At 65.6% G+C, this 23,207-nt stretch carries 21 protein-coding genes; 13 read left to right on the top strand and 8 right to left on the bottom strand.

Annotated features, from left to right (window positions below):
- The first annotated feature begins 70 nt into the window (after positions 1–70).
- From A7X65_RS04580 to A7X65_RS04565, 4 genes are all read left to right on the top strand, one after another.
- The gene (locus A7X65_RS04580; RefSeq protein WP_063683120.1) at positions 71–895 is read left to right on the top strand and encodes an enoyl-CoA hydratase; all 825 of its coding nucleotides are present in this window, start codon (positions 71–73) and stop codon (positions 893–895) included.
- Positions 896–1,018: 123 nt separating this feature from the next.
- Entirely contained in the window at positions 1,019–1,603 is a 585-nt protein-coding gene (locus A7X65_RS04575; RefSeq protein ID WP_063683119.1) for a CoA-binding protein, read from the top strand.
- Between the two features lie 149 nt (positions 1,604–1,752).
- The gene (locus A7X65_RS04570; RefSeq protein ID WP_063683118.1) at positions 1,753–3,033 is read left to right on the top strand and encodes an O-acetylhomoserine aminocarboxypropyltransferase; all 1,281 of its coding nucleotides are present in this window, start codon (positions 1,753–1,755) and stop codon (positions 3,031–3,033) included.
- A 215-nt stretch (positions 3,034–3,248) separates the two neighbouring features.
- Entirely contained in the window at positions 3,249–3,593 is a 345-nt protein-coding gene (locus tag A7X65_RS04565; protein ID WP_063683117.1) for a hypothetical protein, read from the top strand.
- A 30-nt stretch (positions 3,594–3,623) separates the two neighbouring features.
- Here A7X65_RS04565 and A7X65_RS04560 read toward each other — a convergent pair whose 3' ends face one another.
- Positions 3,624–4,706, bottom strand: coding sequence for a COX15/CtaA family protein (locus A7X65_RS04560; RefSeq protein WP_063683116.1), 1,083 nt, complete (start codon positions 4,704–4,706; stop codon positions 3,624–3,626).
- A gap of 109 nt (positions 4,707–4,815) precedes the next feature.
- On the opposite strand from A7X65_RS04560, the gene A7X65_RS04555 reads away from it, so the two are divergent.
- Entirely contained in the window at positions 4,816–5,037 is a 222-nt protein-coding gene (locus tag A7X65_RS04555) for a DUF2842 domain-containing protein (protein ID WP_018642447.1), read from the top strand.
- Here the strand turns inward: A7X65_RS04555 and A7X65_RS04550 are convergent.
- On the bottom strand, positions 5,021–6,070 hold the full coding sequence (locus tag A7X65_RS04550; RefSeq protein ID WP_063683115.1) for a polysaccharide deacetylase family protein: 1,050 nt from the start codon (positions 6,068–6,070) through the stop codon (positions 5,021–5,023). The genes A7X65_RS04555 and A7X65_RS04550 overlap by 17 nt on opposite strands.
- A gap of 129 nt (positions 6,071–6,199) precedes the next feature.
- Here A7X65_RS04550 and A7X65_RS04545 point away from each other — a divergent pair, with 129 nt between their 5' ends.
- The gene (locus tag A7X65_RS04545; protein ID WP_063683114.1) at positions 6,200–7,381 is read left to right on the top strand and encodes a GNAT family N-acetyltransferase; all 1,182 of its coding nucleotides are present in this window, start codon (positions 6,200–6,202) and stop codon (positions 7,379–7,381) included.
- Between the two features lie 278 nt (positions 7,382–7,659).
- Here A7X65_RS04545 and A7X65_RS04540 read toward each other — a convergent pair whose 3' ends face one another.
- Entirely contained in the window at positions 7,660–10,065 is a 2,406-nt protein-coding gene (locus tag A7X65_RS04540) for a GumC family protein (protein WP_063683113.1), read from the bottom strand.
- A 204-nt stretch (positions 10,066–10,269) separates the two neighbouring features.
- Here A7X65_RS04540 and A7X65_RS04535 point away from each other — a divergent pair, with 204 nt between their 5' ends.
- From A7X65_RS04535 to A7X65_RS04525, 3 genes are all read left to right on the top strand, one after another.
- The gene (locus A7X65_RS04535; protein ID WP_063684797.1) at positions 10,270–11,403 is read left to right on the top strand and encodes a glycosyltransferase family 4 protein; all 1,134 of its coding nucleotides are present in this window, start codon (positions 10,270–10,272) and stop codon (positions 11,401–11,403) included.
- A gap of 120 nt (positions 11,404–11,523) precedes the next feature.
- Complete coding sequence (locus tag A7X65_RS04530; protein WP_063683112.1) at positions 11,524–13,074, top strand: undecaprenyl-phosphate glucose phosphotransferase; 1,551 nt, start codon at positions 11,524–11,526, stop codon at positions 13,072–13,074.
- 151 nt (positions 13,075–13,225) lie between these two features.
- Complete coding sequence (locus A7X65_RS04525) at positions 13,226–14,479, top strand: O-antigen ligase family protein (protein ID WP_063683111.1); 1,254 nt, start codon at positions 13,226–13,228, stop codon at positions 14,477–14,479.
- Here the strand turns inward: A7X65_RS04525 and A7X65_RS04520 are convergent.
- Complete coding sequence (locus A7X65_RS04520; RefSeq protein ID WP_063684796.1) at positions 14,451–14,924, bottom strand: MarR family transcriptional regulator; 474 nt, start codon at positions 14,922–14,924, stop codon at positions 14,451–14,453. The two genes, A7X65_RS04525 and A7X65_RS04520, sit on opposite strands and share 29 nt — an antisense overlap.
- Before the next feature lie 147 nt (positions 14,925–15,071).
- On the opposite strand from A7X65_RS04520, the gene A7X65_RS04515 reads away from it, so the two are divergent.
- Positions 15,072–16,268 carry an FAD-dependent monooxygenase gene (locus A7X65_RS04515; protein ID WP_063683110.1) on the top strand — a complete coding sequence of 399 codons (1,197 nt, stop codon included), beginning with the start codon at positions 15,072–15,074 and terminating at the stop codon, positions 16,266–16,268.
- A gap of 113 nt (positions 16,269–16,381) precedes the next feature.
- On the opposite strand, the gene A7X65_RS04510 is transcribed toward A7X65_RS04515, so the two are convergent.
- Genes A7X65_RS04510 through A7X65_RS04500 form a run of 3 tightly spaced genes read right to left on the bottom strand, consistent with a single transcriptional unit; the run spans position 16,382 to position 19,208 of the window.
- On the bottom strand, positions 16,382–17,560 hold the full coding sequence (locus A7X65_RS04510; RefSeq protein ID WP_063683109.1) for a saccharopine dehydrogenase family protein: 1,179 nt from the start codon (positions 17,558–17,560) through the stop codon (positions 16,382–16,384).
- Positions 17,561–17,569: 9 nt separating this feature from the next.
- On the bottom strand, positions 17,570–18,352 hold the full coding sequence (locus tag A7X65_RS04505) for a DUF169 domain-containing protein (RefSeq protein WP_063683108.1): 783 nt from the start codon (positions 18,350–18,352) through the stop codon (positions 17,570–17,572).
- Between the two features lie 52 nt (positions 18,353–18,404).
- Positions 18,405–19,208, bottom strand: coding sequence for a YdcF family protein (locus A7X65_RS04500; protein WP_245323410.1), 804 nt, complete (start codon positions 19,206–19,208; stop codon positions 18,405–18,407).
- A 133-nt stretch (positions 19,209–19,341) separates the two neighbouring features.
- Between A7X65_RS04500 and A7X65_RS04495 the strand changes: the two genes are divergently transcribed.
- The 3 genes from A7X65_RS04495 to A7X65_RS04485 all read left to right on the top strand — a co-directional run bounded on the left by A7X65_RS04495 (position 19,342) and on the right by A7X65_RS04485 (position 21,233).
- The gene (locus A7X65_RS04495; RefSeq protein WP_063683106.1) at positions 19,342–20,283 is read left to right on the top strand and encodes an acetamidase/formamidase family protein; all 942 of its coding nucleotides are present in this window, start codon (positions 19,342–19,344) and stop codon (positions 20,281–20,283) included.
- Between the two features lie 200 nt (positions 20,284–20,483).
- On the top strand, positions 20,484–20,681 hold the full coding sequence (locus A7X65_RS04490; RefSeq protein WP_007603456.1) for a hypothetical protein: 198 nt from the start codon (positions 20,484–20,486) through the stop codon (positions 20,679–20,681).
- Between the two features lie 72 nt (positions 20,682–20,753).
- Entirely contained in the window at positions 20,754–21,233 is a 480-nt protein-coding gene (locus A7X65_RS04485) for a GcrA family cell cycle regulator (protein ID WP_063683105.1), read from the top strand.
- 339 nt (positions 21,234–21,572) lie between these two features.
- Here A7X65_RS04485 and A7X65_RS04480 read toward each other — a convergent pair whose 3' ends face one another.
- The gene (locus tag A7X65_RS04480; protein WP_063683104.1) at positions 21,573–23,129 is read right to left on the bottom strand and encodes a porin; all 1,557 of its coding nucleotides are present in this window, start codon (positions 23,127–23,129) and stop codon (positions 21,573–21,575) included.
- Between the last annotated feature and the right edge of the window lie 78 nt (positions 23,130–23,207).

The raw sequence follows: 23,207 nt of genomic DNA, 5'->3' as shown, positions 1-23,207 counted from the left end.
GCTTCGCTTGCCCTGTTACATTAAGTTATCCGTGTCATCCAATTGCAATCATTCCACGGAAGTCGCGTCAATGTCCGTTCAGGCCGCCCGTGCCCCCTCCCCGCAACCGCCGATCCTGCTGCGCGAGACGGTGGGCAGCATCGCCGTCCTGACGCTGAACCGCCCGGCCGCGCGCAACAGCCTGTCGCAGGCGATGATTGCGACCCTGCATGCCGAGCTCAACGAGATCCGCGACGACAAGGCCATCCGCGGCGTGGTGATCGCGGCCAACGGTCCCGCCTTCTCCGCCGGCCACGACATCAAGGAAATGAACGCCCGCCGCACGGACCCGGACCGCGGCCGTGCCTTCTTCGCCGAGATGATGAATGCCTGCAGCGCGATGATGCAGGCGATCGTGCATCTGCCGAAGCCGACAGTCGCCGCCGTCCAGGGCATCGCCACGGCCGCCGGCTGCCAGATGGTTGCGAGCTGCGACCTCGCGATCGCCTCGCAGGACGCGACGTTCGCCACGCCAGGCGTCGATATCGGCCTGTTCTGCTCGACGCCGATGGTGGCGCTGACGCGCAACGTGCCGCGCAAGCAGGCGATGGAGATGCTGCTGACGGGCGAGCCCGTCACCGCCGACCGCGCCCGCGAAATCGGGCTCGTCAATCGCGTCGTGCCCGCCGGTACCGAGCGCGATGCGGCGATCGCGCTCGCCGAGAAGGTCGCGCTGAAATCCGCCTATACCGTCAAGCTCGGCAAGGAGGCCTTCTATCGCCAGGCCGAGATGAGCCTTGCGGATGCCTATCGTTATGCCGCAGAGGTGATGACCGAGAACATGATGGCACGCGACGCCGAGGAAGGCATCGGCGCCTTCATCGAGAAGCGCACGCCGACATGGCGGGATGAGTAATCAGTTCCTCATCCTGAGGAGCCGCGGAACGCGGCGACTCGAAGGATAGAGGCCCGACTGCGGCTTCATGGTTCGAGACGCGCGTGCCGCGCACCTCACCATGAGGGTCAGAGAAAGAACAAGATGAACCACGACGCCTATCCCGACAATTACATCCGCGGCATCCTCAACAGCGTGAAGTCGATCGCGATGGTCGGCGCCTCGCCGCAGAACGTGCGACCGAGCTATTTTGCGTTCAAATATCTGGCGCAGCGCGGCTACGACATGATCCCGATCAATCCGGGCCATGTCGGCAAGGATTTGCTCGGAAAGCCGTTCGTCGCCTCGCTGTCCGACATCGGTCGCCCCATCGACATGATCGACATTTTCCGCAACTCCAGCCACATCATGCCCGTAGTCGAGGAAGCCCTGACGCTCGACCCGTTGCCGAAGGTGATCTGGATGCAGCTTGGCGCACGCGATGACGCCGCGGCGGCGAAAGCGGAGTCGGTCGGTATCAAGGTGGTCATGAACCGCTGCCCCAAGATCGAATATGGCCGCCTGTCCTCGGAAATCTCCTGGATGGGCGTGAATTCGCGCACGCTCAGCTCCAAGCGCGCGCCGGCGCCGACGCAAGGCATGCGGCTCTCCCTCAATCGGATGAGCGTCGGCGGCGGCGACACCGCGGCATCGGATCGCGCCGCGAAAAACAAGACCGAGCAGAGCTGACGCAATTGCGAAGGTTTCGTTTCGCGAACGCGACAATGCGTAGCAGGATCATTCCCAAATCATCCTGATGTGAAGCGGCGCCTTGACGGCGGACGCCCCGCCCATCAGCATGCCGCGCGATTTCAGACCAAGAGAACAGGACGCCTTCTATGAGCGATCGCCTTCCGGGATTTTCAACCCTTGCCGTGCATGCCGGTGCACAGCCCGATCCGACCACCGGTGCGCGCGCGACCCCGATTTATCAAACCACCTCTTTCGTCTTCAATGACGCCGACCACGCCGCCTCGCTGTTCGGCCTGCAGGCGTTCGGCAACATCTACACCCGCATCGGCAACCCGACCAACGCGGTGCTTGAAGAGCGCGTGGCCGCGCTCGAAGGTGGCACCGCCGCGCTCGCAGTGGCCTCGGGCCACGCCGCCCAGGTCGTCATCCTGCAGCAACTGCTCCAGCCCGGCGACGAATTCATCGCCGCGCGAAAGCTCTATGGCGGCTCGATCAACCAGTTCACGCACGCGTTCAAGAGCTTCGGCTGGAACGTGGTGTGGGCCGATCCCGACGACATCTCGAGCTTCGAGCGCGCGGTGACGCCGCGCACCAAGGCGATCTTCATCGAGTCCATCGCCAATCCCGCCGGCAGCATCACCGACATCGAGGCGATCTCGACGGTGGCGCGCAAGGCGGGCGTGCCGCTGATCGTCGACAACACGCTGGCCTCGCCCTACCTCATTCGTCCGATCGACCACGGCGCCGACATCGTCGTGCACTCGCTGACGAAGTTCCTGGGCGGCCACGGCAACTCGCTCGGCGGCATCATCGTCGATGCCGGCACCTTCGACTGGTCCACGGGCGGCAAATATCCGATGCTGTCGGAGCCGCGCCCCGAATATCACGGCATCCGCCTGCAGGAGACGTTCGGCAACTTCGCCTTCGCGATCGCCTGCCGCGTGCTGGGCCTGCGCGATCTCGGCCCCGCTTTGTCGCCGTTCAACGCCTTCATGATCCTGACCGGCATCGAGACGCTGCCGCTGCGCATGCAGAAGCACTGCGACAACGCCAAGGCGGTCGCCGAATTCCTCGCCGGTCATCCGGCGGTGGCCTCGGTGAGCTATGCGGGCCTTGCGAGCGACAAGTACAACCAGCTCGCGCGCAAATATGCGCCCAAGGGCGCGGGCGCCGTCTTCACCTTCAGCCTGAAGGGCGGCTACGACGCCGGCGTCAATTTGGTGTCGAAGCTGCAGCTGTTCTCGCACCTCGCCAATGTCGGCGACACCCGCTCGCTGGTGATCCACCCGGCCTCGACCACGCACAGCCAGCTCGACGACGCCGCCAAGGTGAAGTCCGGTGCCGGCCCCGACGTGGTCCGGCTCTCGATCGGCATCGAGGACAAGGAAGACCTGATCGCCGACCTCGAGCAGGCGCTCAGCGCTTAGTTTCCTGTCGTTCCGGGGCGGAGCGAAGCACCGAACTGGGTGCGCAATTGCGCACCTGAGAACCTCGAGATTCTCGGGTGCGCAACTGCGCACCGTAGTTCGCGCTCACGCGCGCCCCGGAATGACGGTTGCCTTGGCGACCGTCAGTTAACAGTCATTAACCATATCTGCCGCATACATCGTCGCTGGATCGCCCTTTTGATTCGGAGCCGACGATGCTGCGCTGGATTGTGCCTGCCCTTGCGGCAATGCTGACGGTCTCGGCCGCCATGGCCGCTGATTTGCCGGCAACGGCGAGACGGCGAGCCGCTCCGCCGCCGCAGGACCCGCCCAAGGTCTATGTCGAGACCGATCCGGATGCGCTGATTTCGCCGGCGTATGGCATCGGCAGCTACATCAGCAACTTGCCGGGCACGCCGCTCCTGCCCGGCTCCCACACCCTGCCCGGCTATTACGGCCGCCCCTGGAGCTACGATTACCAGGGCTCCTATTACGGCGGGAAGCAAGTCGATTACTTCTGGCGCCTGCCCTATTCGTGCGGCATCTACGGCTATTGCTGATCAGCCGGTATCAGCCGGGGCTGATGGTGATCAGCCGACCTGACCGACCGGAACGGCACGCGGCTGCGCGTGTGCGGACTGGCGTGAGGCCAGCCGCTCCACCTGCATCACGGCGAGCGTGAGCACCAAAATCGCAACCGCCTGATGCGCGAGGGCAAGCCCGATCGGCACCTGATTGAGCAGCGTGAGAATACCGAGCACGGCCTGCAGGCTGACCGCGGCGAACAGCCAGAGCGCGCCGCTTGCCGCTGCGCCCGCGCGCGAGCGCACGGCATCGAACGCATGCAGCGCCGCCAGCGCGAACAGCGCATACGCCGTCATCCGGTGCTCGAACTGCACGGTCAGCACATTGTCGAACATGTTGCGCCACCACGGCGTCTCGAACCACAGCCGCTCAGCTGCGGGAATGAACGCGCCGTCGATCTGCGGCCAGGTGTTGTAGGCACGCCCGGCGCGCAGGCCCGCAACCAGCGCGCCGAAATAAATCTGCACCAGCGTCACGGCGAGCAGCACCGCGCTCGTGAAGCGCAACCGCGCGGGCACGGCGATCGCCGGCCGCTCCTTGAGCCGCCGCACCGTCCAGACGATGCCGGCGAAGATCAGCAGCGCCAGCATCAGATGCGTCGCCAGCCGGTATTGCGAGACCTCGACCCGCTCGGTGAGGCCCGAGGCCACCATCCACCAGCCGACCGCGCCCTGCAGCCCGCCGAGGGCGAACAGCAGCCACAGCCGCCGCTTCAGCTCAGCCGCCAATCCGCCGCGCCAGAGGAAGAACAGGAACGGCAGCAGATAGGCGACGCCGATGAAGCGGCCGAGCAGCCGGTGGCTCCATTCCCACCAGAAGATCTCCTTGAACTCGGACAGACTCATGCCTGCGTTGAGCTCGCGATATTGCGGAATCTTCTTGTAGGCCTCGAACGCCGCGGTCCACTGCGCCTCCGAGAGCGGCGGAACACTGCCGGTGACGGGTTTCCATTCGACGATCGACAGGCCGGATTCCGTCAGCCGCGTCGCCCCGCCGACCAGCACCATCAGGGCGATCAGCGCGGCCACGGAGATCAGCCACCAGCGGACGGCGCGATGCGGGTCGGGGGAAGCGGAAATCGTCGTCATTTCAGGGGCAAACGAGGCCTGGTGCCTAAGAGACTTGAACCGGACTGCGTGCCCCTTATAGTCCCCCGCTCCCGCAGCGCAAGTTACGCGAAGGCCGCAGTTTTCGACCATGACGATCCGCACCCGCAAGTTCCTCGGCGCCATCCTGCTCCTGGTGCTCGCCACCGTCTGGGCCCTGCTCGGCATGGCGGCGGCGCAGATGCCGTGGATCGCCGAATCCGGCTGGCGGCAGGCGATCTACTATGTGGTCGTGGGCATGGGCTGGGTGCTGCCGGCGATGCCGATCGTGAGCTGGATGCAGCGGCCCGACCGCGTCAAGTCTGGCCCGTAGTACTTCCCGTCGGTTTCACCGGCGCAAACGCGGCCCCCGACACCAGCACGCGCAGCATCCGCAGCGAGCCGATCCGGCCGTCCCATGAAATCCGCGGCAGCGCGCGCAGATTGGTGCGCCCTTCCGCCTCCACGATGCCCGGGATCGTCGACACCGCGCTGGCAAAGCCCGCCTCCTCGGCCATCACGACGTGGCTGCGCCGGAACGACGCGCGGTCGCCGAACGGAAAGGCGAGATGCCTCATCTCGCGGTGGAACGCGGATTCCGCCACCGCCTTGCCCATCGTCATCTCGCGCAGCGCCGCGGTGTCCTTCATGTTGGCAAGAACGGGATAATTCACGGTCGCGCTGCCGATGGTGACGAGCGGGTCGGCCGCGAGCCTGGCGATATCCTCCCAGTCCATCGACGCCTCGCGCGAGAGCGCGGCGAGATCGATCCGGTAGCGCGTGCAGAGATCGGCGATCGCAGCCGACAGCTCCGCCGGCGGCAGCGAGCGCAGCCAGCTCTCGATATGCGAGAACAGCGCCTGCTTCTCGGCATCGCCGGTCACAACGAAGCGCTGCTCCTTCTCGCCCATCATCAAGCTGATGCGGCTCTCGCGCGCGATCACCCGTTCGAGACCGATCCACCAGGCTTCGCCGACGCCGTCGGGAAACGCTGTCGGCACATAGACCGTGAAGGGCACGGCGTGGCGCGCGAGCACCGGATAGGCGAAGCTGATGAGGTCCTTGGCAGCACCGTCGAAGGTCAGCGCCACGAAGCGCCGCTTCTCAGGCAGAGTCACGGCGCGCCGGCAGACCTCGTCCATGCCGATAAAATCATAACGCCACCGCTTCAGCGCCCGAATGGCGCGGTCGAGGAATTGCGGCGTGATCTCGTCTGCGCGGAGCGGCTGGAATCCGCCGCGGCGCCGTGGCCGCACATGGGCAAAACGCAGGATGGCGCCCGCTCCACGGCTGCGCAGCAGCGCCTGGCCGCTGAACCAGGTCAGCTCGAGGCGCAGCCGTTCCAGCCATCTGTCGTCGGATGCCAATATCCCACCTTCGCGCTCGCCGGCGGCCCGTTCCCTCGCCCATCCTCATTACCCTTTGTTGACATTTCTTTGCAAAGGTCGGCCACAGGCCGAATTACGCATTTTCCGTTTTCTCGACAGGTTTCGCGAATGACCATGGCTGCGGCGATGCAAAGCCGGACGGCAGAAGCGCCAGCGCGGTCGAAAGCGAGCCGTATCGCGCATGTCGATATCGTCCGGGAGCTCGGCGAGGCCGAGGCGGTCTGGCGCGCCTTCGAGGAGCCCGGTCACCTCTTCACGCCCTACCAGCGCTTCGACCTGCTCGGTCCCTGGCAAAAGCAGGTCGGCGCTCACGAAGGCGCCCGTCCCTTCATCGTCATCGCCCGCGACGCCGACCGCCAGCCGCTGCTGCTGCTGCCGCTCTCGCTGCGCCAGGGCCATGGCGTACGCACCGCCTGCTTCATGGGCGGCAAGCACACGACCTTCAACATGGGTCTGTGGAATAGCGAATTCGCAGGCCAGGCCGGCGCCGCCGATCTCGACGGCCTGTTCGCCGCGCTCGGCGAGCACGTCGACGTGCTGGCGCTGACGCAGCAGCCGCTGCGTTGGAGCGACCAGCAAAATCCGTTTGCGGCCCTGCCGCGACAGAGCGCGATCAACGGCTGCCCGCTGCTGACGATGGAGCCCGGCGGGCCGCCCGCATCGCGGATCAGCAACTCCTTCCGCCGCCGCCTCAAGAGCAAGGAGAAGAAGCTCCAGTCGCTCGCAGGCTATCGTTATCATCTTGCCACGACCGACGCCGACGTCACCCGCCTGCTCGACTGGTTCTTCCGCGTCAAGCCGGTGCGGATGGCGGAGCAGAAGCTGCCGAACGTCTTCGCCGAGCCGGGGGTCGAGCAGTTCGTCCGCAGCGCGTGCCTCGCGCCGCGCGGCGAGGGCCGCGTCATCGACATCCACGCGCTCGAATGCGAGGAGGAAGTGATCGCGATCTTTGCCGGCGTTGCCGACGGCCAGCGCTTCTCGATGATGTTCAACACCTACACGATGTCCGAGCATGCCCGCTACAGCCCGGGCCTGATCCTGATGCGCTACATCATCGACCGCTACGCCGAGCGCGGTTACCGCTCGCTCGACCTCGGCATCGGCTCCGACGAGTACAAGCGGATGTTCTGCAAGGACGACGAGGACATTTTCGACAGCTTCGTGCCGCTGACCTCGCGCGGAAAGCTGGCGGCGATGGCGATGTCGTCGCTCAGCCACGGCAAGCGGCTGGTGAAGCAGAACCAGATGCTGTTCGATTTGGCGCGCCGGCTGCGGCAGGCGTTCGGGTAAAAACCGTCCACGCGCAGAGTATCGTAGGGTGGGCAAAGCGAAGCGTGCCCACGTCTATGGCAATCGTTGACAGCTGGTGGGCACGGCGCAAGTGCGCCTTTGCCCACCCTACGATTCCTGCCTTCCCTTCTTCCCTTGTGGGAGAAGGTGGCGCGAAGCGCCGGATGAGGGGTTGTTTCCGCAGACTCAAATGGCAGTGGGACTCGGGAAGAGAGACCCCTCACCCGTCTCGCCGCTAACGCGACGAGCCACCCTCTCCCACAAGGGAGAGGGAAAGATCACGCCGCCACCACGCGCGGGGTCTCCACTGCATTCGGCGCCTGGACCGGCTTGCTCAGCATCGTCACCTCGCTGAAGCCGACGGCCTTCAACTGCTCGCACATCAGCGTGCGCGCATCGGCCGCCATCGCGGCATCGGGCACCACGATGGCGCGGGCGCTGGTCGTCAGCAGCTCCGCAGGAAGATCGGATGCACCGCCGGCGTCGAGCAGCACATGGTCGTAGGCGCGCAGCAGCGCGTCGATCGCAAGGCCCACGCGCGGTGACTGCAGCAGGCTGCGGTCGAAGCCGGCACGCCCCGCCATGACCAGATGCAGCCGCGACAGCTTGTCCCGGGTGATGACCTGCGCGAACGAGGCTTCGCCCTGCATCAGCTCGGCAAGGCCGGGCGCGGAGGCGTCGACCGACACCGCGGCGATGGTCGGCGAGGACGCCGCGAGATCGACCAGGACGACGCGCGCGTCGCGCGCCAGATGGCGGGCCAGCGTCAGCGCCGACAAAGTGACGGCCTCGCCCGATGCGGTGCCGAGCACCGTGACCTTTTTCGCCGCCCCGCCCGCGGCGCGCAGTCTGTTAGCGAGGTGCTCGATCTCGGCGAATTCGGCGAGACCGGCATCGGCCGTCATCTCCGGCTGAAGCGGCAGGGACTCGTCCACGATCGGTTCGAAGACCGGTTCGGCGGATGGAGCGACAGGCGGCGCGACGACCGGCGGTTCAACGAACGGCGGCTCAACAAACGGCGGCTCAACAAACGGCGGCTCAACAAACGGCTCTTGGCGAGCCGCAGCCTGCCTTTGTGAGGCCGCCGGCGCGAACACGGCCGCCGCCCGCGGCGCGGTCTGACGCAGCAGCTCGCCGGTGACGACGACGCCCGACGACAGCAGCAGCGTCGCGATGGTCGCGATCAGCACGATCGGCAGCTTCTTGGGATAGGCCGGCGTGTTGGAAACGATGGCGCGCGAGATGATGCGGCCGTCGGTCGGCGCGGTGTCGATGGTCTCGCGAGTGTTGGCCTCGCGATATTTTGCCAGATACGACTCGAGCAGGTCGCGCTGCGCCTTGGCCTCGCGCTCGAGCGCACGAAGCTGAACGTCCTGGCCATTGGTCGATGTCGCCTGCTTCTTGAGTTGCTCCAGGCTCGCGGTCAGGCCGTCGACCCGGCCGCTGGCGATGCGTGCGTCGCTTTCGAGCGAGCGGGAGATCTTGGCCGCCTCGTCCCGTATCTGGTTGTCGAGGTCGCCGAGCTGGGCCTTCAGCTCCTTGATGCGCGGGTGATTGCCGAGCAGCGTGGAGGATTGTTCCGCGAGCTGCGCGCGCAACGTCACCCGCTGCTCCGACAAGCGCCGCATCAGCTCGGAGTTCACCACTTCGGATGCCTCGATCGGCTTGCCGCTCTGGAGCATCTCCTTGATCAGCCGCGCCTTGGATTCGGCATCGGCCTTCATCGAGCGCGCATTGTTGAGCTGGGTGTTGACCTCGCCCATCTGCTGGTTCGACAGCGTGGTGTTGTTGGTGCCGACGAACAGGCTCGACTTGGAGCGGAAATCCTCGACCCTGGCTTCGGCGTCGGACACTTTCTTGCGGAGATTCTCGATCTCGCCCGCAAGCCACTGGCTCGCGTTCTTGGCCTGGTCCTGGCGCGCGCTCTGCTGCAGCACGAGATAGCCCTCGGCGATCGAATTGGCGACGCGTGCGGCAAGGTCGGGATCGGCGGACTGGAATTCGACCACGATGACGCGCGACTTGTCGACGGCATAGGCCTGCAGGCGCTCATAATAGGCGTCGAGCACGCGCTCTTCCGGCGTCATCGAGAACGGATCGCGACCGATGCCGACGAGAGCCGCCAGCGACTTCAGCGGCGAAACGCCCTGCAGCACCGGATCGAATTCGGGGCGCTCGGCAAGCTTGTTCTTCTTGATGATCTCACGCGCGAGGTCGCGCGACAGCACGAGCTGCACCTGGCTGGTGACGGCCTCGGCGTCGAGCGCCTGGCGCTCCTCGGTGCGGTCGCTGCTCGGGCGCAGGAACACGTTCTCGCGGCCGTCGATCAGGATGCGGGATTCGGACTTGTAGCGCGGGGTGACCAGGTTGACGACGGCGATCGACCCGACGAGCGCCAGCACCGTCGGCACGATGATCCAGCCGCGCTTACGCGCCAACGCCGCGCCGAGCGCATGCAAATCGAGGTCGCCGGATTCGGCCTGAGCCTGCTTCGCGGCGGCGGGCGCAGCCTTCGATTCAACCTTGGTGGTTTCAGCCTTGTACGATTCAGTCGCGGCCGCTTCGGGCTTGGTCGATTCAATCTTGGCAGCTTCGGCCTTGTGCGCGGCTTCGGCTCTGGACTTCGAAACAGCCCGCTCGACCACGGCCTTGGCTCTGCCGGCACGCCAGAACGCTAAACGCATCGAACACTCCCGCAGGGGCAACGCCACCAAGCTACCTCAACCGGGGCGATTACACTCCATTAAGGTTGCCGCTGGGTTAATCGCGACGTCGCGCGCGTTGCACGCACGCGCTCGTCACCGTTTGTTAACCACGAAGGCTCTTAATCCAACGCGATATTTTCCTCGGAATTGTTCGGTCTTCGCCGTCGAGCGCTGGTTTTGATCATGCCCCCCTCACCCGACCAGCCGCTTCGAATCCTGCACGCCGTGCGCGCCCCGGTCGGCGGAATCTTTCGCCACATCCTCGACGTCGCCAACGGTCAGGTCGACCGCGGCCATCATGTCGGGATTCTCGCCGACAGCCTGACCGGCGGCGAACGCGCCGACAAAGCGCTGGCCGAGCTCGCGCCAAGGCTGAAGCTCGGCGTTCACCGGATGGCGATCCGCCGCGAGCCGTCGCCGGACGATTTCCTGGTTTGGCTCCGCATGCGGCGCCTGATCGCTACGCTCAAGCCCGACGTCCTGCACGGCCACGGCGCCAAGGCCGGCGCATTCATCCGCATGCGACGGCGCACCGACGACGCCATCCGTATCTACACCCCGCATGGCGGCTCGCTGCATTATCCGCTCAACACGCTGAAGGGCGAATTCTACGCGCGGCTCGAGCGCTCGCTGATGGGCGCGACGGACCTCTTCCTGTTCGAGAGCGCATTTGCCCGCGACACCTATCAGCGCATCGTCGGTACGCCCAAGGGCGTGGTGCATTGCGTCTTCAACGGCGTGACACCGGAGGAGTTCGAGCCCGTCATCACCGCCGAGGACGCCACCGACATCTGCTACGTCGGCGAGTTCAGGCACATCAAGGGCGCGGATCTCCTTGTCGATGCCGTCGCGCGGCTGCACGAAGGCGGCAAGAAGGTCACGCTCACGCTCGGCGGCGACGGCGAGGAGACGGCGGCGCTGAAGGCGCAGGTCGAGAGGCTCGGCCTCACCAGTGCCATTCGTTTCGTCGGCCACGTCAAGGCGCGCTACGGCTTCTCCAAGGGAGGGCTGCTGGTCGTTCCCTCGCGCGGCGATTCCATGCCCTATGTCGTGATCGAGGCCGGCGCCGCAGGCATCCCGATGATCGCCTCGAAGATCGGCGGCATCCCCGAGATATTCGGCAGCGACAGCCCCGCTCTGTTCGCACCGAGCAATCCCGAGGCCATGGCGGAGGCGATCGCTGCGGCGCTCGATGATCCCAAAACCACCGCGCAGCGCGCGGTGTCCTTGCGCGAACGGATCTCCGCGCACTTCTCCCAGCAGGCGATGGTCGAGGGCGTGCTCGCGGGTTATCGCGACGCATTTACCAATCATTAGCCATCCTTAAGGCCGGCTTTAGAGAATCTTCCGATTTGTTCGATAATCGATGTGCCAGGGGATGCTCACCCGGGGTGCAAAGTCGCGACCCGCGGGCTTTTGGAATGGACGTGGACGCCCGTGGAACCGCTCAACGCACGCTCGATGCTCGATGCCGCGACCAGCGCCGCGGCCAGGCCCGCTGACCAGCCTTTCGTGGAGCGTCGCCGCCGGCTCACACCCGCCGCGCTCGAGGTCGTCAACCAGAAGGTCGCGCGTGCCTATTCGCCGATCGTGATCGCCGGCTTCGTCCGCCTCGCCGATTTCGTCCTGCTGAGCCTCGTCGGCATCGCCGTCTATGTCGGCTATGTCATGCCGCTCGCGGGATCCTTCAGCTGGATCTATCCTGCGGAGATCGTCGCCGTCGCGGTCGCCGCGGTGGTCTGCTTCCAGGCCGCCGACCTCTACCAGGTGCAACTGTTCCGCGGCCAGCTCCGCCAGATGACGCGGATGATCTCGTCCTGGTCGTTCGTGTTCCTGCTGTTCATCGGCATCTCGTTCTTCGCCAAGTTCGGCAGCGAGATATCGCGGCTGTGGCTCGCCGCCTTCTACTTCCTCGGGCTCGTCGCGCTGATCTCTCAGCGTCTGGTGCTACGCTCGCTGGTGCGCGCCTGGGCGCGCGAGGGCCGGCTCGACCGCCGCACCATCATCGTCGGCTCCGACCGCAACGGCGAGCAGCTGGTCGAGGCGCTGAATGCGCAGGAGGATTCCGACATCCACGTGCTCGGCGTGTTCGACGACCGCAACGACAGCCGCGCGCTCGACACTTGCGCCGGCGCGCGCAAGCTCGGCAAGGTCGACGACATCGTCGAGTTCGCCCGCCGCACCCGCGTCGATCTCGTGCTGTTCGCGCTGCCGATCTCGGCGGAGACCCGCATCCTGGAAATGCTGAAGAAGCTCTGGGTGCTGCCGGTCGACATCCGCCTCTCCGCGCACACCAACAAGCTGCGCTTCCGTCCTCGCTCCTATTCCTATCTCGGCGAGGTGCCGACGCTGGACGTGTTCGAGGCGCCGATCACCGACTGGGACCTGGTGATGAAATGGCTGTTCGACCGCATCGTCGGCTGCCTCGCGCTGCTCGCGGCACTGCCGGTGATGGGGCTCGTGGCGCTGGCGATCAAGCTCGACAGCCCCGGCCCGGTGCTGTTCCGCCAGAAACGCTTCGGCTTCAACAACGAGCGCATCGACGTCTACAAGTTCCGCTCGATGTACCACCATCAGGCCGATCCGACAGCCTCGAAGGTCGTGACCAAGAACGATCCGCGCGTCACCCGCGTCGGCCGCTTCATCCGCAAGACCAGCCTCGACGAGCTGCCGCAGCTCTTCAACGTGGTCGTCTCCGGCAATCTCTCTCTGGTCGGCCCGCGCCCGCATGCGGTTCAGGGCAAGCTCCAGAGCCGCCTGTTCGACGAAGCCGTCGACGGCTATTTCGCCCGCCACCGCGTCAAGCCCGGCATCACCGGCTGGGCCCAGATCAACGGCTGGCGCGGCGAGATCGACAATGAAGAAAAGATCCAGAAGCGAGTCGAGTTCGACCTCTATTACATCGAGAACTGGTCGGTGCTGTTCGACCTCGTCATTCTCCTGAAGACGCCGATCTCGCTGCTGACCAAGAACGAGAACGCGTATTGAGTTTTCTCTGTCATGCCCCGGCTTAACCGGGGCATCCAGTACTCCGCAGCGCCAGCCGCTTTCTCCAACAGGCGCCGCGGAATACTGGATCGCCCGGTCAGGCCGGGCGATGACAGCGGTGTTTGTGGCGTACGAGTAGCGTGAGCGTGTGATGGCGTATGCGGCGACAGCCGGTGGAGTGAAGTTGGCCGCGCCGGCCGCGCCCGGCGTGCTGGCGCTGCAGCGCGCGCTGGTGTGGCTGGTCGGCGCCTCCGGCGCCATCGTCTTCATCGAGCCGAGCCCGTACGAGATCGCGACCCTGCTCGCGACCGTCGCTTTCTTCGCCACCAGCCTGCGCCTGCGGCTCGTGCTGATGCCGATGGTGCTGATGCTGGTCCTTCTCAATGTGGGCTACACCATCAGCGCGATCCCGCTGTACGACCAGCCCGAGGTGGTGAGCTGGATCGCGACCTCCTGGTACATGGCGGTAACCGTCGTGTTCTTCGCCATGGTCACGTCCGAGGACACCGCGGCCCGGCTCGACATGCTCCGCCGCGGCCTCGTGGTCGGCGCGATGATCGCCTCGCTCCTGGCGGTCGCCGGCTATTTCCACCTCGTTCCCGGCGGTAACGACCTGCTGACGCTCTATGGACGCGCGCGCGGCACGTTCAAGGACCCGAACGTGCTCGGCGCCTTCCTGATCCTGCCGGCGCTGTTCGCGCTGCAGAGCGTGGTCTCGGACAAGCTCGGCAAGGCGATCCGCAACGTCTTCGCCTTCGGGATCATGTCGCTGGCGATCCTGCTCGCCTTCTCCCGCGCCGCCTGGGGCGGGCTGGTGCTGACCTCCGCCTTCATGCTGGCGCTGATGGTGCTGACCAGCCGTACCAACGCCCAGCGCTCGCGCATCGTCATCATGGCGATCGTCGCCGCGGTGCTCGGACTGGCGCTGATCGCGGTGCTGCTGTCATTCGATGCCACCGCCGAGATGTTCAAGCAGCGCGCGAGCTTCGACCAGAGTTATGACGAGGGCCGCTTCGGCCGGTTCGGCCGGCATATCCTCGGTGCGGAGATGGCGCTCGACCTGCCGTTCGGCATCGGCCCGCTGCAATTCCACCGCTACTTCCCCGAGGACACCCACAACTCCTACCTCAACGCCTTCATGTCCGGCGGCTGGCTCTCCGGCGTGTGCTATCCCGCACTGGTCTTCACCACCGTGATCATGGGCTTCAGGCACGTCTTCGTCCGCGTGCCCTGGCAGCGGGCCTATCTCGCGGTGTTCTCCGCCTTCGTCGGCACCGTCGGCGAGAGCTTCGTGATCGACACCGACCACTGGCGGCACTTCTGGATGATGCTGGGCGCGATGTGGGGCATGATCGCCGCCGCGCAGGCCTACAAGACTAGGGCTGACGAAACGTCTTCAGCTTGAGAGCGGGCCGCTTCTCGGGCGGCGTATCGAGCAGGCCCTTCAACGCTTCGGTCGCCGCGACCACGCCCTTGTAGCCCTCATTGGCGAAGCGCAGCAGCAGGCGCAGTTCCTCGTCGGAATAGCCATTGCAGACCTTCTCCATCGCCTGCTGCATCGGCACGTAGAACTGGCTGAGCTTGTCGATCGCCTCCGGCACGACCGTGATGAAGACCTTGCGGCGGTCGGCCTCGTCCCGCTCGCGGCGCACCAGCCCCGCTTTCTCGAGCCGGTCGATCACGCCGGTGATGGCGCCCGTGGTGAGGCCCGTGACCTCGGCGAGCCTGCCCGCCGTGACCCGTCCCTCAAGGTAGAGGATGTCCATGCATTCGAGGTCGGAATTGGCAATTCCGGCAACGTTCGCAACGGTCTGGCCATAGAGCACGCCCTGCGCCGAAGACCTGCGCATCGCCTCCTCCAGCTGCCCCAACAACGCCGTGCGCGCCTTCGTCCTTGACAAGGTCGGCCTCTTCTCTTACTCGATATATATCTTAGTCACTAAGAGATTTAGCGACCGTAATATCTCCTAGCACCACGGAAACGTCGAGAGCAAGCCATGTCCAACCGTCCCCGCAAGGCCCTGATCATCGGCGCCGGCATCGCCGGGCCTGTCGCCGCCATCCTGCTGCGCCGCGCCGGCATCGAATCCGCGATCTACGAGGCCTGGCCCTACTCGAAGGGCATCGGCGGCGGTCTCCAGATCGCGCCGAACGGCATGCATGTGATGGACGAGATCGGGCTTGCGAACGAGCTGATCAGCCGCGGTTCGGTCGCGGAATCGTTCGACTTCTATTCGCAAGGCGGCGAGAGGCTCGGCTCGATCAACCGCGACATGGCGCGGCGCTTCGGCCAGCCGGCGGTCAACATCGCCCGCGCGAGCCTGAACGAGATCCTGATCGACAAGGCCTGGTGCGCCTGCGTCTCGCTCTATTTCGAGAAGCGCCTGATCAAGATCGAGGATCGCGGCGACCAGCCGATCATCGCCTACTTTTCCGACGGCACCACCGCGGAAGGCGACTTCCTGATCGGCGCCGACGGCGTGCATTCGGTGGTGCGCCGCCAGGTCGTGCCTGATGGCCCGCAACCGTTCAACACCGGCCTGATCGGCTTCGGTGGCTTCGTGCCGCACGCCGTCCTCGATGGCCGCGCCATCGGCCGGCATGTCGAGACCACGTTCGGCCAGAGCGGCTTCTTCGGCTACGGCCATTGCAGCCCGGATCCCAACGACGGCGTGATGTGGTGGAGCACCCAGCCGGCGCACGGCATGGACGCAGCGATGTTCCGCGCGCTCGACCAGGCGACGCTGAAGCAGCATCTGCGCGGCTTCCATCGCGGCTGGCACGATCCGATCCCCGACATCATCGACGCCGCCGAGAACATCGTGGTCACCGATACGCTCGACGTCGCGACCCTGCCGGTCTGGTCCCGCAAGCGCTCGCTGCTGATCGGGGATGCCGCGCATGCGACCAGCCCCCATGCCGGCCAGGGCGCCTCGCTCGCGCTCGAGGACGCGATGCGGCTCGCCCGACTGATGCAGGAGGGGCAGGAGCTCGGCGCCACCTTCCAGGCTTTCGAGGCCGAACGGCGTCCGCGCACCGAGAAGATCGTTGCGATGGCCCGCCGCAACGGCAACAGCAAGCGCGAGTTCAGCGCCTCCGGCGCCTGGGTCCGCAATCAGATGATGAAGTGGCTGTTGCCGCTTGGCGCCAAGGCCATGGACTTCATGTACGCGTATGATGCGCGGGCGGTGTAGCGGCACGACCGGTGCCGTAGGGTGGGCAAAGGCGCAAAGCGCCGTGCCCACCTTCTCTCTCCGATCGCGACACTGGTGGGCACGCTTCGCTTTGCCCACCCCACGGGACCGAGCTAGCTCTCCACCCCGAACGTCAGCCCGGCGTTGTCGACCAGCCGCTTGATCAGCTTGTGCTGCATCGCTGCGCCCGGCGTCCAGAAGCCGCCCGGAACGTCGCTCGCGTCGCGCAGCAGGCAGATCGCGCATTCCGAGATCATCTTCGAGGTCGAGCCGTAGCCGGGATCGCGGTCACCGGTGACGCCGGCACGGACCATGCGGCCGTCGGGCGCGATCGCGACGTAGAGCAGGTTGAAGAGCCCCTTCTCCCGCTCCTCCTTCGACGGCCCCTCGCCCGGCTTCGGCGCGTTCGGACCGGTCTTCTCGGCGTTGGCCGCCATCACGCGCTTGGCGTTGGACTCGCCCTTCTCGCCGGCGCCGGTCAGGACCATCTCGTCGTAGACGAAGTCCTGGCCGTAGGGAAAACCCATCAGCATGTTGGAGCGGTGGACGTTGCGGGTGTTGATCAGCGCCATCATGAACGGTGCGGCCCAGGACTGCAGGTCCTCCTCGAACACGGCCCTGTTGCCCTTCGGCTGCTTCGGTCCGGTGAAGCCGGGCGTCAGCGCGAAATGATCGTTGAGAATGGCGACGAGGCTGAGATCTTTCGCAACCGCGTCGAACGTCGCTTTCGCGCTCGCCGCGGTGCCGCCCGACAGCGTGCCGCGCATGTCGCGCACGCGGCCCTTCACGCGCGCCGCGGGCGCGCCGAACACGCGCTTCGCCTCTTCCTGCACGAAGAAGGTGCCGAGCTCGAACGGCACGGAATCGTAGCCGCAGGAAAACACGATGCGCGCGCCGCTCGCCTTGGCCGCGGCACCGTACTTGTCGATCATCTGCCGCATCCAGACCGGCTCGCCGCACAGATCGAAATAGTCAGTGCCGCCGGCGACGCAGGCCGCGAGCAGGTCTTCGCCGTAGAACTGATACGGACCGACCGTCGTGATCACCGACTTGGTCCGCGCCACCATCGCCTTCAGCGATGCGGCGTCGGATGCGTCCGCCACGATCAGCGGCGTGTCCGAGGGCGCACCTATCGCATCGCGCACGGATTTCAGCTTGTCGAGGCTGCGGCCCGCCATCGCCCATTTGAGCGCCTTGTCGTTCTTGTAATGCGCCGCCAGATATTCGGCGACGAGCTGGCCGGTGAAACCGGTCGCACCGTAGACGACGATGTCGAATTCCTGAGAGCTCATGGTCGTCCCTTACTTTTTCGCGTAACTCACGCCCATGCCGGCACGGACGTCGCTTTGAATGCCATAGGGCGGGATCGGATAGCGCAGGCCGTTCTTCGCCAGCGCCTTCATGCCCACAACCGCCTTGGCGAGATGCGAAGGCTTCAGCGCCATCAGCATCTCCTCGTCCGGCACGCCGCCATAGCGCCGTTCGGCATAGCATGGCAAGGACAGGCTCGGCTCGCCCGTTTTCAGCGCCCGCCCCCAGGAATCGGCGCAGGCGGTTTCGCCGACCACGCCCCATTCGAACTTCTTGTAGCCGGTATATTGCAGCCCGTTGATCAGGATGATCATCTGCCCGGGCGTCGCGTAGACGAGGCAGATGTCGGGTGGATCGAGCCGGCCGCTGGCGAGCGGACTGACCGCGAGCGCCTGATACTGCCCGAACGGCACCACGTCGAGCGCCTCCTGCCGCTTGCGCGCGTCCTCCGCCGTGCCGTGCCAGACCCCGACATAGTTTTCGCCGGCGAGCCATTTGTCGTCCTGGGGGCTGAGGCCGATCACCGCGCGGCACTGTGCGCCGACGAGATCGTCGGCGGTGATGCCGACCGTCCAGCCGAGCCGCGCCGCCATGCTGACGATCTGGTCGGTGGTGTGGACCGCGTTCGGCCGCCGGATCTTGGGGACCGCTTCCATGTCCGCGGCGCGCGCGAACAGCTTCATGCCGATCACCGTCGTCTTCAGCCGCAACAGGCTGTTGAGATCGGCGACGAGACCGGCAAGGTCGATTGTCTCTGCACTCTGCTGCAACATGGCGTCCTCCGGCCGGCGGATCGCGCCGGTGCTTTGTTCTTGTTGTGCGAGCCTAGTCCGTGGCCGGGCCCGGAAGCAACTCGCTGGTCCGGCCCATGGCGCGGTACGTCAGAAGACCGATCCATTCGCGCATGGCGATGTCGGTCTTGGCGAGCCCTTCGCCGCCGACACGGGTGAATGCGAAGAGATCGTCACGCCCGCCCATGCGCCAGTCCACGGGATAGGCCTCGACGTCGAATCCTGCCTTGCGGAAAATCCCCATCGAGCGCGGCATGTGGAAGGCCGACGTCACGAGCAGCCAGCGCTCACCCGGCTTCGGCGACACCAATTGCTTGGTGAAGATCGCGTTCTCCCAGGTGTTGCGGGAGTCGCGCTCGAGGATCAGGCGCTCTTTCGGGATGCCCAGGCTCTCCAGCACCGGCGCGGAATAGTCGGCTTCCTTGGCCTCGGTCGAGATCAGGTTCGCGGTGCCCCCGGTGAAAACAATGCGCGCGTTCGGATAGCGGCGGGCCAGATCGGCCGGCGCGAACAGGCGATCGGCCGCGTGCCGCACCACCGGCGTGCGATGCGCCGCCGACAGATCGGTGTCGACGGAGCCGCCGAGCACGATGATGCCGTCGGGCGCCCCGCGCGCGGGATCCCACGCCGGAAAGCGCGACTCCAGCGGATAGAGCAGCAGGTTGCCGAGCGGCGAGAACGCCGCCAGCACCAGCAGGACCAGCGTGGTCACCGCGAGCTTGCGGCCGAGCGCGGCAAAGCGCGTCAGCATCAGCACCAGCGACAGGATGCCGAGCTCGACCAGGAGGTTGATCGGCAGCAGCGCAATGCCGAGGGTCTTGGACAGAACGAAATACAGGGGGAGCCTCGCTGAAATGATATGCCGTGCGCGGGCTTGACCGGCCGGTCCATCTTCAGAAATCTTCTTGGAAGAGGATCGATCGCCCGGTCAAGCCCGGGCATCACAAGCAAAACCGATTGGACGGCCGCAAATGACCCATCACCACCTGCATTCGAGCCCCGAGACCTGCCATTGGGGCTTCTTCGAGGCCGCGCTCAAGCCCGTCCTCACCATCAAAAGCGGCGACGAGGTGACGGTCGACACCATCAGCGGCGGTCCGGACATGCTGCCCGACCGCGACAAATTCCACATTCCGCCGGAGATGCACGAGGTTCACGCCAAAAACGAGCGCATGCTGCCCGGCCACATCCTCACCGGCCCGATCGCGGTCGAGGGCGCCGAGCCCGGCGACGTGCTCGCGGTCGAGATCCTCGACGTTCAGCTCCGGCAGGATTGGGGCTGGAACATGATCAAGCCGCTCTCCGGCACCCTGCCCGACGATTTCCACGAGACGCGCATCCTCAACATCCCGCTCGACCGGTCGCGGATGGTCGGCCGCATGCCGTGGGGCCTCGACCTGCCGCTGAAACCCTTCTTCGGCGTGATGGGCGTGTCGCCGCCGCCGAGCTGGGGCCGCATCTCCTCGCTGGTGCCGCGCGCCATGGGCGGCAATCTCGACAACAAGGAGCTCGGCGCCGGCGCGACGCTGTATCTGCCGGTGTTCGTTCCCGGCGCGATGTTCTCCTGTGGCGACGGCCATGGCGTGCAGGGCGACGGCGAGGTCTGCGTCACCGCGATCGAGACCGCGCTGCAGGGCCGCTTCCGCCTGACGCTGCGCAAGGACCTGAAGTTCGCGTACCCCCGCGCCGAAACGGCGACGCACTACATGACCATGGCGATGGATCCCGACCTCGACCAGTGCGCGATGCGCGCGCTGCGCGACATGATCGTGCTGCTCGGCGAGAAGCGAAACCTGTCGCGCGAGGACGCCTATACGCTGTGCAGCCTGGCCGCCGACCTCAGGGTGACCCAGACCGTCAACGGCTCCAAGGGCATCCATTGCATGATCGAAAAGGCGCTCGTGCACGGCTGAGCGGCCGGGCCTTCCCTGCCCCGTCAACGCGACGCCGCCGCCCGGCCTGCCGTGCGGCGCGCTGAGTCGCACCAAATTTCCTGTGCGATTCCAACGGGCTGATCGTCAAGCGCAGGCTGCATTTGACTTCCACCCCCGAACCTAAATAGAGTCTTAATCGTTACTTTTATGTACCTGAGTAAGAGGCTAGCGTTCGGGCCATGGCCACCGAAAAAGCCGAGACTGACCGCATTCCCGTAACCTTGGCGCTCTCGACCATCACCTATCTGGAGAAACTGGTGAGACAGGGCACCCACGGCACCAGCGTTCCCGGCGTCGCACGAACCCTGATCGAGGAAGGCATCCGTCTCGCCATCAAGGACGGGCTTTTGTCGATTCGCGACAATGGCAGGACGTGAGCGCGCGCCGGACGTGATGCGGACGGATCTTGCGATGCGGATGGCCGACATCTGCAACCTGGGACCGTTACAATGCCTGTTCTCTCACCAACCTGGACTGACGAACGAATTGAGCTTCTGAAGCAGCATTTCGAAGCCGGCCTCTCCTGCCGCGAGATCGCGGCCGATATCGGCGTCAGCCGCAATGCCGTGATCGGCAAGCTCTCCCGTCTCAATCTGACGCGCAGCCGCGCCGTCGAAGACCGCAGGCTCGAGCGCAGCCTTGCGCCGCCGGCACGCGCATCGCGGGCGGTGCCGCGGCTGCAATACGAGATGCTCGCAACGATCTACGGCGAGACCGACGCGCCTGTTGCCCCCGGCTCGATCGACGATGCCAATCGCTGCTCGCTGCTGGAGCTCTCTGAGAACCGCTGCCGCTGGCCGATCTCGAGCCCGGGCGAAGAGGATTTCTGCTTCTGCGGCAATACCGCGCCCGACGGCCAGCCTTATTGCACCGGCCACAGCCGCCTCGCCTACCGGCCGAACTCGCGCGCCCGCATGATGCGCGGCTAACGTCTCGTCGATACGTTGTCGCCGCAACGGCCCGCATCCGCATCGCGCGAAGACGCCATGCCCAAAACGAAAAACCTCCGGCGGGGCATCACCGGAGGTTTCTGGAGGCTTAGCGTGAAGCTAAGAGCCGCTACTTTCGTATTTGGCTGAAAACTATATAGCTGATTAACTCAGGTAAGTAAATAAGTTTGAAGGCGATCGAATCGCATAGCTCGTCTTCGTCCCCTGCACGGGACCGCCGGATTTTCCGAAGGCCCTTCCCGTAAACAATTCTATCCGCGAAAAAGCCCCGGCGGTTTCCCGCCGGGGCTTCGTCGAGTTCGAGAGAAGCTTAAAGCCTTACCAGTTGCGCTGGGCGCGCAGCAGCAGGCTGTAGGTGTCCTGGTCCTTCAGCTCGTAGGTGGCCGCCGGCTTGGCGACGCCCGTCAGCGCACCGGTCGTGATCACGCCCGAGTACTTCTGGTCGAGGTGGCTGTAGGTGAAGTCAGCCGAGAAGGTCAGGTTCTTCACCGGCGTCCAGCGGGTGATGACGCCGACCTGGCCGATGTTGAAGTCCGGGTTGCAGGTGCCGGTCAGGGTCGCGAACGCGGCGCTGCCGCAGATCAGGCCCTTGGCCGTGCCGCTGTAGTTGACCGCAGCCCACGCGCCGTACAGCGCCGTGTTCCAGTACGGGCTCCAGTTGTGGGTGTAGGCACCACGGAAGCCGTAGGTCTTGGTCAGCTCGAGGCCGCTGCCCGGTCCGAACACCGCGTCAGACACGCCGGCAAAGCCGATGCTCTGATACGCTGCGTTCGAGCTGCCGAACATCGAGTAGCTGGTCGCGGCCAGCTCCTGGAAGTTGTAGCGGCTCGCACCGTCGGTGTAGACGCCCGAGATGTTGATCACGTCGCCGGCGCCGGTCGGGATGTTCTTGATCTGCAAGGCGAGCTGAACGGCCCAGCCCCACTTGTCTTCCGGATGACCGGTGACTTCGGTGGCGCCGTAATAGCCGGCGTGGTTGTCGTGCGCGGCGACCGATGCCTGGAACAGGCCCCAGGCCTGGTCGACGCGGACCATGCCGACGATGTCGGGAGCACGGGTGCCGCCGAGGTTGTTCGAGCCGTAAGCGCCACCGAGGACGCCGGTGGTGCTCATGCCGGCGGTGTTCCAGACGTTGGTCTGGAAGACCTGCGTCTGATCCTGCAGCGAGAACGCCGCCGTCACGCCCTGACCGAAATCGGCCGTGTAGGTGGCCTGAACGACGCCGTTGGTGGTGCCGCTGCCGCCGACGAGCTGGTCGAAGTTGTTGCCGGGATAGTTGATCCAGGGTGCGTCGAACTGCGACACCGCCTTACCGAGGGTGAAGCCGGCGAACTGGATGAAAGCGTAGTAGACGCCGAGCGAACCGCCCGAGATAGCGCCGTCGGTGCCGTTGACGGCGCCGCCGCTCGAGCCCGTGAGTCCGGTACCCGCGGCGTTGAGGCCGACCGTGCCGCTGTACTGGGTCGCGCCCGTGCCCGAACCGGTGCCGCCATAGTTGCCGGTCGTCCAGGTGAACACCGCGTCGAAATAGGTGCGGACGACGCCGTATTCCGTTGCGGTGCGCGTGTCGATGTTGAGGTCTTCACGAGCGCGCATCGAGTAGTAGTTGGTCAGGCGGTTGTTGGCCGCAAACACGCCGTTGTACTGGGCGCTGTAGTTGCCGCCGGCATTGAGCGCGACTTCGGCACGCAGGTAGCCGCCCAGCTTGATGCAGGTGTCGCTGCCCGGGATGTAGTAGAAACCCGCGCCGTAGAGCGAGCAGATCTTCACGTACTCGACCGCCTTGGCCTTGACCGGAAGATCAGCCGCCTGCGCTCCGCCGACGGCGATCAGACCCGCCGCAGTGCCGAGCAAAAGGCTCTTCACCATTTTCATTTAAAACCTCCAAGTTGCTCATTTTACGGAGACTGGACCGTGAGGCCCCCCAGATCCCCGTCTCTTCAAATCCGCTCG

It is taken from the genome of Bradyrhizobium stylosanthis (assembly GCF_001641335.1).
GTDB classification, from domain to species: Bacteria; Pseudomonadota; Alphaproteobacteria; order Rhizobiales; family Xanthobacteraceae; genus Bradyrhizobium; species Bradyrhizobium stylosanthis.
The sequence above is the reverse complement of the archived record's forward strand: the minus strand, read 5'-3'. Positions and strand labels throughout refer to the sequence as shown.

Excerpts from the sequence above, each read along its gene's own strand:
- A7X65_RS04575 (WP_063683119.1), top strand. The coding sequence starts at position 1,019 with ATGAACCACGACGCCTATCCCGACAATTACATCCGCGGCATCCTCAAC.
- A7X65_RS04525 (WP_063683111.1), top strand. The coding sequence starts at position 13,226 with ATGGCGTATGCGGCGACAGCCGGTGGAGTGAAGTTGGCCGCGCCGGCC.
- A7X65_RS04580 (WP_063683120.1), top strand. The coding sequence starts at position 71 with ATGTCCGTTCAGGCCGCCCGTGCCCCCTCCCCGCAACCGCCGATCCTG.
- A7X65_RS04560 (WP_063683116.1), bottom strand. The coding sequence starts at position 4,706 with ATGACGACGATTTCCGCTTCCCCCGACCCGCATCGCGCCGTCCGCTGG.
- A7X65_RS04510 (WP_063683109.1), bottom strand. The coding sequence starts at position 17,560 with ATGAGCTCTCAGGAATTCGACATCGTCGTCTACGGTGCGACCGGTTTC.
- A7X65_RS04545 (WP_063683114.1), top strand. The coding sequence starts at position 6,200 with ATGACCATGGCTGCGGCGATGCAAAGCCGGACGGCAGAAGCGCCAGCG.
- A7X65_RS04565 (WP_063683117.1), top strand. The coding sequence starts at position 3,249 with ATGCTGCGCTGGATTGTGCCTGCCCTTGCGGCAATGCTGACGGTCTCG.
- A7X65_RS04520 (WP_063684796.1), bottom strand. The coding sequence starts at position 14,924 with ATGCGCAGGTCTTCGGCGCAGGGCGTGCTCTATGGCCAGACCGTTGCG.
- A7X65_RS04505 (WP_063683108.1), bottom strand. The coding sequence starts at position 18,352 with ATGTTGCAGCAGAGTGCAGAGACAATCGACCTTGCCGGTCTCGTCGCC.
- A7X65_RS04535 (WP_063684797.1), top strand. The coding sequence starts at position 10,270 with ATGCCCCCCTCACCCGACCAGCCGCTTCGAATCCTGCACGCCGTGCGC.
- A7X65_RS04480 (WP_063683104.1), bottom strand. The coding sequence starts at position 23,129 with ATGAAAATGGTGAAGAGCCTTTTGCTCGGCACTGCGGCGGGTCTGATC.
- A7X65_RS04485 (WP_063683105.1), top strand. The coding sequence starts at position 20,754 with ATGCCTGTTCTCTCACCAACCTGGACTGACGAACGAATTGAGCTTCTG.
- A7X65_RS04495 (WP_063683106.1), top strand. The coding sequence starts at position 19,342 with ATGACCCATCACCACCTGCATTCGAGCCCCGAGACCTGCCATTGGGGC.
- A7X65_RS04555 (WP_018642447.1), top strand. The coding sequence starts at position 4,816 with ATGACGATCCGCACCCGCAAGTTCCTCGGCGCCATCCTGCTCCTGGTG.
- A7X65_RS04540 (WP_063683113.1), bottom strand. The coding sequence starts at position 10,065 with ATGCGTTTAGCGTTCTGGCGTGCCGGCAGAGCCAAGGCCGTGGTCGAG.
- A7X65_RS04490 (WP_007603456.1), top strand. The coding sequence starts at position 20,484 with ATGGCCACCGAAAAAGCCGAGACTGACCGCATTCCCGTAACCTTGGCG.
- A7X65_RS04515 (WP_063683110.1), top strand. The coding sequence starts at position 15,072 with ATGTCCAACCGTCCCCGCAAGGCCCTGATCATCGGCGCCGGCATCGCC.
- A7X65_RS04570 (WP_063683118.1), top strand. The coding sequence starts at position 1,753 with ATGAGCGATCGCCTTCCGGGATTTTCAACCCTTGCCGTGCATGCCGGT.